This window comes from Pseudomonas sp. IT-P4 (assembly GCF_949767755.1).
GTDB classification, from domain to species: domain Bacteria; phylum Pseudomonadota; class Gammaproteobacteria; order Pseudomonadales; family Pseudomonadaceae; genus Aquipseudomonas; species Aquipseudomonas monachiensis.
Window position 1 is genome coordinate 22,196 of the sequence record NZ_CATKPX010000024.1, and the last position, 11,705, is coordinate 33,900.

11 protein-coding genes are annotated in these 11,705 nt (G+C 58.5%); 4 read left to right on the forward strand and 7 right to left on the reverse strand.

Annotated features, from left to right (window positions below):
• The first annotated feature begins 27 nt into the window (after window positions 1-27).
• Both ACM6IT_RS09450 and ACM6IT_RS09455 read left to right on the forward strand, forming a co-directional pair.
• Entirely contained in the window at window positions 28-402 is a 375-nt protein-coding gene (locus ACM6IT_RS09450; RefSeq protein WP_056727322.1) for a RidA family protein, read from the forward strand.
• 270 nt (window positions 403-672) lie between these two features.
• A complete protein-coding gene (locus ACM6IT_RS09455) occupies window positions 673-1,533 on the forward strand; it encodes a CAP domain-containing protein (RefSeq protein ID WP_056727323.1) in 861 nt (286 codons plus the stop codon).
• A gap of 640 nt (window positions 1,534-2,173) precedes the next feature.
• Here the strand turns inward: ACM6IT_RS09455 and ACM6IT_RS09460 are convergent.
• On the reverse strand, window positions 2,174-2,806 hold the full coding sequence (locus ACM6IT_RS09460; RefSeq protein ID WP_414913329.1) for a DUF5074 domain-containing protein: 633 nt from the start codon (window positions 2,804-2,806) through the stop codon (window positions 2,174-2,176).
• Window positions 2,807-2,841: 35 nt separating this feature from the next.
• Entirely contained in the window at window positions 2,842-4,062 is a 1,221-nt protein-coding gene (locus tag ACM6IT_RS09465) for a helix-turn-helix domain-containing protein (protein ID WP_414917861.1), read from the reverse strand.
• An 84-nt stretch (window positions 4,063-4,146) separates the two neighbouring features.
• Between ACM6IT_RS09465 and ACM6IT_RS09470 the strand changes: the two genes are divergently transcribed.
• Entirely contained in the window at window positions 4,147-4,905 is a 759-nt protein-coding gene (locus tag ACM6IT_RS09470) for a DUF899 domain-containing protein (protein ID WP_414917862.1), read from the forward strand.
• 62 nt (window positions 4,906-4,967) lie between these two features.
• Here the strand turns inward: ACM6IT_RS09470 and ACM6IT_RS09475 are convergent, their stop codons facing one another.
• The 5 genes from ACM6IT_RS09475 to ACM6IT_RS09495 form a co-directional block, all read right to left on the reverse strand.
• A complete protein-coding gene (locus ACM6IT_RS09475; protein WP_409078731.1) occupies window positions 4,968-5,717 on the reverse strand; it encodes an amino acid ABC transporter ATP-binding protein in 750 nt (249 codons plus the stop codon).
• A gap of 14 nt (window positions 5,718-5,731) precedes the next feature.
• Window positions 5,732-6,391, reverse strand: a complete 660-nt coding sequence (locus ACM6IT_RS09480; RefSeq protein WP_409078730.1) for an amino acid ABC transporter permease — start codon at window positions 6,389-6,391, stop codon at window positions 5,732-5,734.
• A 10-nt stretch (window positions 6,392-6,401) separates the two neighbouring features.
• On the reverse strand, window positions 6,402-7,049 hold the full coding sequence (locus ACM6IT_RS09485; protein WP_104448064.1) for an amino acid ABC transporter permease: 648 nt from the start codon (window positions 7,047-7,049) through the stop codon (window positions 6,402-6,404).
• A gap of 63 nt (window positions 7,050-7,112) precedes the next feature.
• Complete coding sequence (locus ACM6IT_RS09490) at window positions 7,113-7,901, reverse strand: ABC transporter substrate-binding protein (RefSeq protein ID WP_414917863.1); 789 nt, start codon at window positions 7,899-7,901, stop codon at window positions 7,113-7,115.
• A 171-nt stretch (window positions 7,902-8,072) separates the two neighbouring features.
• Window positions 8,073-11,120, reverse strand: coding sequence for an aminotransferase class III-fold pyridoxal phosphate-dependent enzyme (locus tag ACM6IT_RS09495; RefSeq protein WP_414917864.1), 3,048 nt, complete (start codon window positions 11,118-11,120; stop codon window positions 8,073-8,075).
• 139 nt (window positions 11,121-11,259) lie between these two features.
• Here ACM6IT_RS09495 and ACM6IT_RS09500 point away from each other — a divergent pair, with 139 nt between their 5' ends.
• Window positions 11,260-11,700 (forward strand): Lrp/AsnC family transcriptional regulator, encoded by a 441-nt coding sequence (locus tag ACM6IT_RS09500; protein ID WP_414917865.1) that lies wholly within the window; start codon window positions 11,260-11,262, stop codon window positions 11,698-11,700.
• The last annotated feature ends 5 nt before the right edge of the window (window positions 11,701-11,705 follow it).

The window sequence follows — 11,705 nt, forward strand, 5'->3', positions numbered from 1 at the left end:
CCCTCAAACCCGTATCAGGAATCATCAATGAAACAGGCGATCAAGACCGACCTCTTTGCCTCGCGCGCGCCATTGGAATGGGCTGTTGTCGGCAACGGCACGCTGTACACCGCGCAAATCCCCATCGACCGCCAGGGCCAGGTGGTGAGCGGCGGCATCGAAGCACAAACCCGGCAGACCCTGGACAACCTGCGCCATACCCTGCAAGCCGCCGGCAGCTCGCTGGACGCGGTCACCCAGGTACTGATCTACGTCACTGACCGCAGCTACCTGGCAACCGTGAATGCGCTCTACACCGAGTACTTCCAGGCGCCCTACCCTAACCGCGCCGCCATGGTCGTGGCGGGCCTGGCCCGGGAAGAAATGCTGGTGGAGCTGGTGGTGTACGCCTGCATGGATTGATCGATTCAGGTCCGCTTGCGGGTCACTGATGTACACAAAACCTGTGGGAGCGAGGTTGCTCGCGATGGCGGTAGATCAGTCAACATCTCTGTTGCCTGAAAGGCCATCTTCGCGAGCAAGCCCGCTCCCACAAAAGTCCTACCCTTCGTCGGACATTCGGTTCCGGCTACAAACAGGTTCGCTCGCGCCGTGAACCTTGTCTCCAGACCCCGGTCATACCCGAGCGTTTTTCCTCTCCTATCGTCGTCATCTCATCCGAGTTGTCCGTCCATGCGCCAAACCGCCGTTGCCTTGCGCTTTTCTTCGCTGTGCCTGTTTTCCCTGCTCCCCGTTTATGCAAGCCCCGCCCATGCCGATGGGCAACGGCAACTGGTAGACGCCATCAACGACTATCGCGCCCATCCGCAACGCTGCGACCGGCGGCCGACGCAACGCTTATCACCCCTGACGCTCAAGTCGAACCTGGCCCTGCCTGTTGGCTATGGCGGTGGGCTGCGGGACCGGTTAAAGGCTTCCGGCTATCAGGCCACCATGGTGCGGTCGATTCGCGTGGTGGGTGCACGGGATGCCGAAGAAGCCTTCGATCTGTTCCAGGACGAGCACTGCGCCGCACTGCTCGACAACCAATACGCCGACATCGGCGTCAGCCGCGCCGGGAGTGAATGGCAAGTGGTGCTGGCACGGCCGGTGCTCGATGGGAAAACCGGCGACCCACGCAGCGCCGCACAGGCGTTGCTGGCGCAGGTCAACGCCGCCCGGGCCAGGCCGCGCATGTGCGGTCGCCAGCGGTTTGGCGCCGCGCGGCCGCTGTCCTGGAGTGCCGCCTTGGGTTCCGCAGCACAAAACCACAGCAAGGATATGGCCTACGGCAACTATTTCGCCCACCAGGCCCCCGACGGAGACATGCCCTATGACCGTGCCAAGGCCGCCGGCTACCGTGGCCGGCAGATCGGTGAAAACATCGCCGCCGGGCAAGGCTCACCCAGCAAGGCCATGGCCGGCTGGCTCGCCAGCCCCGGGCACTGCGCCAACCTGATGAACCCGATGTTCACCCAGGTCGGTGCCGCCTACGCCGCCAACGCCCGCAGCGACAACGGTGTCTACTGGACGATGCTGTTTGGCGCGCCTTGAGCCGCCGGCCGGACCCACCTCGCGGGCATTAAAAAGCCCGCACTGAGCGGGCTTTGTGGGTGGATGTAACAAGTAGGTGGCCGGTGCTGGTCTCCGGCTTACAAGGTTTATCAGGCCTCCCACAAAAGAGTCGTGAAACTGTAATGGAACTCTTCTGCTTCACACGGCATAAGGGCTGGATCCCAGCGCGGGGATCTTTCTAACCGTGTACCCTTCGGAACGCGCCCCACGTCTCCTTGCTATCCTTTTGCGCATCAGTCTGCGTCTTCACCTACAGGTTTGAGGATAGCAAAACAGGAGCGTTTTCCAACCGGGCTTTTAGACCGATTTCGACCAGCAGAAAACATGGCAGGACGGAAAAATACTATCAGTGCGCAGATGACTGTAATAGATGAATTTCGCCAGGGCAGCTGCCTTTGTGTGAGCCAGCTTGCTCGCGATGTGGCCAGCACATTCAACATTGATTTCGACTGCTCGCAAATTTTGCGTACACCCGCTAACCCTGTGGGAGCGAGCTTGCTCGCGATAGCGTCAAATCAGTCAACATTGATGTTGCCTGACACTCTGCATTCGCGAGCAGGTCGGATCGCCGCACCGTCGCTCCCACAAAGGTTGTACCTGTTGACCTGGCCGCTGCGCCTCACGAAGGCCGACGCACCACCCTCACCTTGCCGCTATCGCCACCACCGCAGAACAACCGCTCGCCACCATCGGACTCAAGCCCCGACACGCCCACGCCTTCGGGCATTGTCAGGCTCTGCAGCACTTCGCCCGATTGCGGATCGATGCGGCGCAACTCGCTCTCATCGCCTTCCCACGTACCGTGCCACAACGCGCCGTCCACCCAGGTCACGCCGGTGACGAAACGGTTGGATTCGATGGTGCGCAGGATCTTGCCGGTCTCGGGGTCGATCTGGTGGATCTTGCGTTCACGGTACTGGCCCACCCACAACGTCCCTTCGGCCCAGGTCAGCCCCGAATCGGTGCCTGCGCCAGGGGCAGGAATGGTCGAGAGGATATGGCCGGTGCGGGGGTCGATCTTGTGGATGCGGTCTTCGGCGATCTGGAACAGATGCTCCCCGTCAAACGCGGTGCCGGCATGGGCAGCGACATTGATCGAGCCCAGCACCTTGCCGCTTTCCGGGTCCAGGGCGTTGATTTTGCTGTTGCAGGCGAACCAGACCTTTTCGCCGTCCCAGGTGACGCCGCATACGTGGTCGACATCGGCAAACGGGCCATATTCACGAATGATTTCAGCAGTTGCTTGTTTCATCTGGCATTCCTCGACGGGGGTTGGTGGCGTTCATCCTAACCACCGGGCAGCGGCGCCGGGAGTAACAAGGTCGTCGCGAATCCCGGCACGGGCGGCGTCATCCAGCGCCGTGCGCGACCACGGCCAAACCACTGCACCTTGCCCTGCTCCGCCAGTGTATCGAGCGCCCGTTGCACCGTGCGCTGACTGGTACCCAGCGCCAGTGCCAGGGCGGAACTCGACCACGACTCGCCATCGGCGAGGCAGGCAAATACCGCGGCAAATTTTTCCTCGACCGGTTGCGCCAGTGTCACCACCTGCGTACACACCGGCGATTGCAGGGCATAACCGCGGGCCGTCGCGATGACACCGGCCAACGGCTTGAGCGCTTTACGCAACCTGCCGATTTCCACGCGAAGCCGGGCACGATGGGATTCATCCGAGAGCTTCAGGCGAAACGCCCGGGCGATCAGCACTTCCCGCGCAACGTCGCCGGGCCACGCCTCGGCCAACGCACGGGCGAGCACGAACAGGATCGGTCTTGTTGCGAGCGATACCGACATGCCACAACCGCGCACAACGTACCGGCAGGCATCCACCACCAGTGACGTTGAACAAAACAACGCTTCAACATCATCGAGCAACAGCGGCCGTACTTCACCCTGGGCAATCAGGCGTGCCGCGGGGGCATCGAGCAGATGCGCAGCGTGCTGGACCTCAGCGATCAGCGCGGCAATCCCGGCTTGACCGGCAGCCTGCCCGGCCCTGTTCAACGCCTCCCGCGCCACGTGCGATTGCAGGCGCCGAATGGCTATGCCCGCCAGCACCAGTTCATGGGTTGCCCGCAAGGCCGGCGGCAATCGGCCGGGATCGAGTCCGGTCAATAACTGCTGCGCCTCGTCGAGCTGACCGATCAGCAGCAAACGGCGAATTTGCAGGTAGCGCGCATGGGCGGCATTGACCCGGTCACCGTGGTGTTCAAGGGTGACCCGCGCCGTTTCGAGCGCCTTGACCGGCCACCCGAGCTCCCGCGAAGCCAGGGCGATTTCGGCTTCGGCCACCACACAGCGCGCCCGGGCCAGCACTTCCTTGGGCGCAAATGCCCGTTGCGCACGCTTGACCAGTGACCTGGCCCGCACCAGATCGCCCAGTTGCGCCATGGCGATACCGCGCAGGGCAAGCGCCGGCGCATCGTCACGCAAGGCCACGCGGTCCAGTGCGCCCAGCGGATTGCCCGCCGCCAGCGCCTGTGCGGCGGCCGTGATCATCGAGTCCATGGAAATCCCGCCACGCTTGTCACTCCCATCATTTGACACCCGGGTTTAGTCTAAATCACGACCTTTCACCAGGAGCGTAGAACGATGAACACCCACACAACCGCGTCCCGGGAGCAATGGCTGGCGGCTCGCCTGCAACTGCTCGAAGCGGAAAAGGCCCTGACCCGACGCAGCGATGAAGTGGCCAGGCAACGCCAGGCATTGCCCTGGGTTCGCCTCGACAAGACGTACCGCTTCGATACCGACAACGGCAGCGCCACCCTGGCCGAACTCTTTCAAGGGCGCTCGCAGCTGCTGGTCTACCACTTCATGTTCGGCCCCGACTACACGGCAGGCTGCCCGTCCTGCTCAGCCATCGCCGATGGCTTCGAGCCCGTCGTCGTCCACCTGGCGAACCACGACGTGACCCTGATGGCGATATCCCGCGCACCGTTAGCGAAACTGCAGGCCTACAAGCGCCGAATGGGCTGGACCTTCCCCTGGGCCTCGGCCACCGACAGCGACTTCACCGCCGACTTCAATGTCTACTTCACCGAAGCGCAGCAGCGCGAAGGCTTGGTCGAATACAACTATCAGCGCGGCGGCCATGCCATGGACGCCAGTGAAATACCGGAACCGGTGAAACAGTTCGCCGCGACCTGTGGCACCGATGCGCCCACCTATACCCGCGACCGGCCGGGGCTGAGTACGTTCGTGCTGGAAGACGGCGAGATCTATCACACCTACTCCACCTACGCGCGGGGCCTGGACGGATTGTGGAGCATGTACCAATGGCTCGACCGCGCGCCCAAGGGGCGCAATGAGACGGGGCCCTGGTGGCGTCGGCATGATGAGTACCGGTGAGCGGCAGCGCCGGTTTGGTCTGCGAGACTACGCTTTGCCAGATCACGCAAGGAAAGCGCCACTTATCTATCGTGCAGATGCTTTTTCAAGAATGACCGGGTTCGCTCGTGGACGGGGTTCTGCAGGATCTCCTGCGGCGCCCCTTCTTCTACGACAACCCCGCCATCCATAAAGACAATCCGGTCTGCCACTTCGCCTGCAAAGCGCATTTCATGAGTGACGATCAACATCGTCATGTGCTCCGCAGCGAGTTGCTTCATGACCAGGTTGACCTCTTCGACAAGCTCGGGGTCCAGTGCCGATGTAGCTTCATCGAACAGCATGACCTTTGGCTGCATCGCCAGTGCCCTTGCTATGGCAACGCGCTGCTTCTGTCCACCCGACAGGCGAGAAGGATACTCATCGAACTTGTTGGCCAATCCAACTTTTGACAAGTATTCCATCGCCAATTCACGAGATGCTTTTTTTGTAAGCCCCTTAAGTTTTATCGGACCGAGAGCGATGTTTTCATATACGTTCAAGTGCGGAAACAGATTGAAGTGCTGAAATACCATGCCCATCTGCTGACGCACAGCGTTTATGTGCTGTTCAAACGCTCGACCTTTCAATGGCCGATTGATCTGTTCACCCTCCAACCAGATCTCGCCATCATCAAGTGCTTCCAGGTGATTGATTGACCGCAGAAGCGTGCTTTTGCCAGAGCCACTTGGGCCGATAATTGCGACGATTTGCCCGCGAGATACGGAAAGATCGATTCCCTTGAGTACTTCGAGTGCTCCGTAAGCCTTGCGAGCGTTCTTCACCTCAACCATGAATTCTTTTCTTATCATCGTGACATCTCTACCTTTTTTTCGAGAAGATGCAGACCGGTTTCGAGAATAAGATTGGCTGCATAATAAACAAGCGCAACAGTCAGATAAAACTCAAACGGGCTATAGGTCTCGCTCACGGCAAGTTGCGCGCTGTATACCAACTCGGCAATACCGATTATGGAAACCAGAGAGGTGTCCTTCAACAGGACAATCAGGTTGTTTCCCAGCGGCGCAATAGTCCTGCGCAACGCCTGCGGCACGATGATGTAACGCTGGGTCTGTCCACGGCTGAGGCCAATGGAGCGGGCACCTTCGACCTGCCCCGGGTCTACCGACACCACGCCGGCACGAATGACGTCGGCGTTGTAGACGGCAAAGTGCAAACTAAGACCAATGATGCCAGCCACCAGTGCGGGAATATCGATGCCCACTTGCACAAGACCATAATAAATCACATACAACTGCAGAAGCAGTGGCGTGCCCATCAGCAACCAGGTCATAAAACGCACGGGCAGCGCCAGGACTCTGGGCGCATAAAGAACAATGAGTGCAAAGGCAATCCCCGCCATCAAACTCAACAGGCTGGAACTTACAAACATCACGACCGTCCACCAAAGACCGGTCGCAAGCAACTCGGAATAAGGTGTAACTATACTAAGGTCCAGGCTTTGCATAGGAATGCTCTCACCTTGCCGCGAAGCGATTATCGAGATAGTCAATAATGAATCTGACCGAGTAGACCATCACGATGTAAAGCAGTGCAGACACCATGAAGATCTCGAAAGGCTTGTACGTTGAACTGATAAAGCGTTGCGCTGTATATGAAAGCTCAACAACAGAGATCGTCGACACCAGCGCAGAACCTTTGATAAGAGCGACAGCGTTCACTCCCAGCGGCCTGATCATCAACTTTGCAGCTTGTGGCAGCGTGATAAACCATAAGGTCTGGCCACGCCCGAAACCAATCGAACGCGCAGCTTCTTCCTGGCCAGGATCAACGTTGCTGATAGCGCCACGAATGGATTCGGCCATGTAGGCAGCGATGTTCAGGCCCAGGCCGATTACGCCTGCCGCAAACGGCTCCAGTTCAAGTCCGATCTGCGGCCCGCCAAAGTAGATGATGAACAGTTGAACCAGGCAGGGAGTGCCACGAAAAACGCTGATGTAGAGTCTGGCAAGGCATCGAAAGGCGAGAACCGTGGACAACCGGCCAGCCACCAGCACGATTGCGACCAGAAACCCAAGCACAAGAGCAAGTACAGAAATCTGCACCGTAATCCAGGCCGCCTCCAGGAAAAACGGGAATGTGCGTTGTATGAGAGTCAGATCCATGAGCACGCTCGGAAAAGTCGGATTGACTGGCCCGACGACCCGTCGAGCCATGCTGAACAGCAATCAGCGGATATCGTTGCCAATCCACTTCATCGAGATCTTTTCGTAGGTGCCGTCGGCGAGCATGTCTTCCAGCGCCTTCTGCAGGGTCGCCTTGAGCTCGGGGTTGTTCTTGCGCAGGGCAATGCCCATGCCTTCGATGCCGCCATCGCTATCCGGTGGAGTAATGATGCGCACCTTCTGCCCGGTTTCCTTGATGGCGACCAGCACCGGAACACTGTCCATCACTATCGCATCGATACGCCCGGCCTCCAGGTCGACCAGCATTTCCGGAAGACCCTTGTACGTTCTGACCTTCAGATTGCCGCGGCCCCTGGCCCATTTGTCGTGAGCATCGCCGAGGGTCACGCCGACACTCACATCCTTGAGATCATCGAGGCTTTTGATCGAAGAATCTTCCTTCACTACGATCGTGCGGCCGGCATGGTAATAGGGCCCGACGAAATCCACTGCCTTCTGCCGTTCCGGGGTAATGGTCATGGAAGCGATAATGGCGTCATATTTTTTCGCCAGAAGACCGGCAATGATCCCGTCGAACGGCGTGGTGATGATCTTCACTTTTACCCCCATCCGCTCAGCCAGTGCCTCGCTGATGGAAGCGTCGAATCCGACAATCTGGTTCTGCTCGTTGGCAAAGCTGAAGGGCGAGTATTGACCGCTCATTGCGATACGGATTTCCTTGGAATGCTGGATCGACTTCAAATCATCAGCATGAACAACCGCAGTGGAAAGTAGCGCTGCGGCCGCCACGGTAGAAGCGACAATCAAACCCTTGAGCTTTTTGGTTAGCATTGGATGGCACCTTGGAAGAATTGTTTATTATTTTCTTGGGGTTATTCACCCGGCCTTCATGAAAAGTCTTGCATAGGCACTTCTGGAAAGCACCCGGCAAGGTGTCAGCCTGCCTGACACATTGCCGGAGTTGGCCGACACTATGCCGGGCAGTCATATTGTCCAGCCAGGTCAGCGGAGTGCGGCCTTGAAACTTTCGTCCAGGACCTCGAGCAGAAAGTCAGCATTTGCCTGACTGAAAATCATCGATGGGCGCATCTTCAGGACATTGTCATGGGGGCCTTCAGTACCGATCAAAATGCCCCGTTCCCTGGCACCATCGGCTACTTGTTTGGCCAACTGCGTGGCCGGAACTTTGGTCTTGCGGTCCGTGACAAGTTCTATCCCGAGAAAAAGACCCTGCCCACGCACATCGCCTATTGCCTCGTAGCGCTGCTGCAATTTACGGAAGCCGTCGAGCAGATAGTTGCCAATGGTCAGTGCGTTGAGTTTCAAGTTATCGCGCTCGATCACATCGAGTACCGAGAGCCCTACAGCACATGAAACCGGGCTGCCGGCGAAGGTATTGAAGTACTCCATGCCGTTGTTGAAACTGTCGGCAACTTCCCGCGTGGTCACCACCGCCGACATCGGATGGCCGTTGCCAATGGGCTTGCCCATGGACACTGCATCGGGCACCACACCCTGGGTTTCAAAAGCCCACCAGTGGCTGCCAACACGACCAAAGCCGACCTGGACTTCGTCAGCCAGGCAAAGACCGCCTTCTGCTCGGACCATCGCATAAACTTCTTTCAAGTAGTTTTCCGGGAAGAACAGTTGCCCGGCGACACTTGGAATGGACTCCGCCAGGAAGAACGCCGGCGCTCTGCCCTGCTTGCGCATGAGCTCGATCTGATCCGCCACGCTCTCGGCGTAACGCTTGCCAAGTTCCTCGAACGCCCACTGATCCACACCACGGTAGGCATCCGGGACGACCGCCTCGAACACATGATCTGCGTGCCCTTTACCGGCTTTACGCTTGTATTTGTAAGGGCTGAGGTCAATCAGTTCCTGTGTCGTGCCGTGGTAAGCCCAATCCAGCACAATTGCATCGTTACGCCCTGTGTGATTGCGCGCCATACGCAGCATGAGGCTGTTTGCTTCACTTCCCGAACAACCGAAGGAAGCGACCGCCAGGCCTTCAGGCAAAGTGGCGGTGAGCCGCTCTGCATACTCGACGATATTGTCGTGCAGGTAGCGCGTGTTGGTGTTCAGGCGTGCAGACTGCCGCGAAATCGCCTGCACTACATCTGGATGGGAGTGGCCGAGATGGCACACGTTATTGAAGCAGTCCAGATACGCCCTGCCAAAGTTGTCGATCAACCAGACCCCGTCACCGCGAACGAACTTGATCGGGTCCGAATAGGAGATCGACAGGTTTGGCAGCAACAACGCCTTACGCTTGGCCACAATCTCTGCCTTGGTGCGCCCGTCCTGGCTGTAGGTTTCCGCAGGAATCCCCGCGAGAGTCGATGCATCGGGAAAAATGTCGGCCCATACCTCAAGATAAGCCCGTTCACCGACGCCGATGAACTCACCCGCTTTCAATCCGGTGTCAGTGGACATCTGAAAATGCACATGGGGAATCCACCCACCATTTTCCGTGTCCTCCCCCATGTATCCGACAAGCGCGCCAGCCTCCAGGCAGTCACCAGGCTTGAGGCGAGCGAGAGCCTCATGAGCCATGTGCCCCCACAATGTCAGGAATGGCGGGCAACCTTCCGGCGAGTGTTTGAGCATGATCAGACCACCATAGCCAAGCGGCTCATGCTCGATCTCGACGCTCTGCACCACACCGGCAACAGGCGTATAGAGAGGCGTTCCTGCGGGCATGATCAAGTCGACACCGACGTGAATGATCCGACGCTGCCCTTCAATGAATCGCGACTCAAACGCCGTGTCGGTGTAGATGGTCCTTTCCTCACCCCATGGCCCGATACCGAGCGGCACCTTGTGTTCGGCAGAAAAATCATTCCACCACTTCGTTGCCTCTGCTGGACGCTGCTCGGCTGAAGCAATAGTCATCACATGGGAAGCATCTCCGAACGGGGCAATGACCTTGTTCATGGTTGCAGCAGATGGACGCACGATATCGGCGAAGGACTTGCTGTTTTCGGCAACCCAGCGGCGAACCGCACCCGCGCCTTCGATCGCGTCAAAACCACAGGCTTTGCGCAGGATCGCCGTCGCCAGTCGAGGGTTCATGCGATCCAGCCTTTCCAGAAGACGCCAGGCCGGCGCTTCGCTGATGCCAAGGTAGGGATTGTCTTGCGTTCGGTCGGATCGCGATGCCGACAAGGTGACGCTCGTGACCAGGCGCATCGCAATGAGATTGAAGAGGACGTCAAGCTCTTCCGGCTGCAGAGGGTACTTGTCATGGAAACCGGCCGTGAGGGCGGCGGCCGCGCCGATTGGATCTTCCATGTCGAGAATGGAATAGGCGCAGGTGATGGCTACTTCGGCAATCAGAATCGTATGGACCGCATCGCCAAAATCGATGATGCCCGAGACTTTCTGGTGATTGTGCGAGTCGACGAGAATGTTCCAGTCATTGCCGTCATTGTGAATGACTTGTGCACGCAGGCGCGAAAGCCTCGGTTGGACGTTTTGTTCGAAGCTTTCAATGAAGCGTTCCAGAATCGCTCTTCTGCCAGGATCTTTCACAAAATGCAGGCGTGATCGCGAACGTGCGGCGTGACGCAAATCCCAGTCGAGATCCCGCACCGCGCCCGGATGAATGAAGCCCTGAAGCGCACGGTCGATCTCACCGAACGACTGGCCAAGGCTGCGCATCAATTCGAAGGTACGCCTGACCTCGGCCAACGGCGTTCCGTGCAACCAGCTCACCAGGCGCACCGCATGGCTTTCGCCCGAGGGCGCTAGCGCAGTGGCGAGGTATTCACCGGCGAGGCTTTTCTTGAGAAAAGGCACGGTAAGCTCGGGATTGTGAGTGGCGAGATGACTGAGAATGGCCGTCTGAAACTCGCTTTCAACGCGCGGCTCGGTCGAGTTGACGACCTTCAGAATCCATCCCGCATCGGTTCCGGTGTTCAACCGGTAGTTGCGGTCGCGCTCGCCATCCAGAGGCGTGGCCGTACCAATAACGTTGAAAAGCTGCTCACTGAGTTTTTCGGCATCCCCGGTCGAGAACTGGGGGGCAGGATGGGAGAGATTTGTCATGGTAATTGTTTTCCAAGCCATTTTTTTCAGATAGCTTGGCACGCAACGCCCGGGACGGCAGTAGGTATACGGTCGGCTTGCGCCTGCATATTGCCGGAATCGACCGGCACAATTTCGGCAGCAAAATTAGGGAGTTCTGATGCGCGACCTGGACACGAAAGATCGCGAAATACTCGAAATTCTTTCCAAGGAAGCCCGCATTGCCCTGAAGGCTCTGGCAGCGAGAATCGGGCTTTCAAGAAGCGCGACCAGCGAACGGGTCATCAACCTTGAACGCAATGGCGTGATCCGGGGCTACCGCGCTGATATCGGTGAAATCGACGCCAGCGTGATTCGCGCAATCCTGCTGGTCTGCCTCAAGCGCACGCCTGCAATGGGCCTGCTCGACCTGCTTGCACAAAACTCACAGGTCCGTCGCGTGTCCTCGGTCAGCGGCCAGCTCGACCTGGTGATCGAGATCGAATCGCGAACCATCGATGACCTGAATCGGGTCAGAGATGCCGTCGCCAGTCACGATTACGTTGAAGACATCACCACCGCCGTCGTGCTGCGGCGCGATATCGATCGGCAGAGTTCCTGATTTGC

Coding starts and splice junctions, on each gene's coding strand:
- ACM6IT_RS09495 (WP_414917864.1), bottom strand. CDS start 11,120: ATGACAAATCTCTCCCATCCTGCCCCCCAGTTCTCGACCGGGGATGCC.
- ACM6IT_RS09485 (WP_104448064.1), bottom strand. CDS start 7,049: ATGGATCTGACTCTCATACAACGCACATTCCCGTTTTTCCTGGAGGCG.
- ACM6IT_RS09465 (WP_414917861.1), bottom strand. CDS start 4,062: ATGGACTCGATGATCACGGCCGCCGCACAGGCGCTGGCGGCGGGCAAT.
- ACM6IT_RS09450 (WP_056727322.1), top strand. CDS start 28: ATGAAACAGGCGATCAAGACCGACCTCTTTGCCTCGCGCGCGCCATTG.
- ACM6IT_RS09490 (WP_414917863.1), bottom strand. CDS start 7,901: ATGCTAACCAAAAAGCTCAAGGGTTTGATTGTCGCTTCTACCGTGGCG.
- ACM6IT_RS09480 (WP_409078730.1), bottom strand. CDS start 6,391: ATGCAAAGCCTGGACCTTAGTATAGTTACACCTTATTCCGAGTTGCTT.
- ACM6IT_RS09475 (WP_409078731.1), bottom strand. CDS start 5,717: ATGGTTGAGGTGAAGAACGCTCGCAAGGCTTACGGAGCACTCGAAGTA.
- ACM6IT_RS09470 (WP_414917862.1), top strand. CDS start 4,147: ATGAACACCCACACAACCGCGTCCCGGGAGCAATGGCTGGCGGCTCGC.
- ACM6IT_RS09500 (WP_414917865.1), top strand. CDS start 11,260: ATGCGCGACCTGGACACGAAAGATCGCGAAATACTCGAAATTCTTTCC.
- ACM6IT_RS09460 (WP_414913329.1), bottom strand. CDS start 2,806: ATGAAACAAGCAACTGCTGAAATCATTCGTGAATATGGCCCGTTTGCC.
- ACM6IT_RS09455 (WP_056727323.1), top strand. CDS start 673: ATGCGCCAAACCGCCGTTGCCTTGCGCTTTTCTTCGCTGTGCCTGTTT.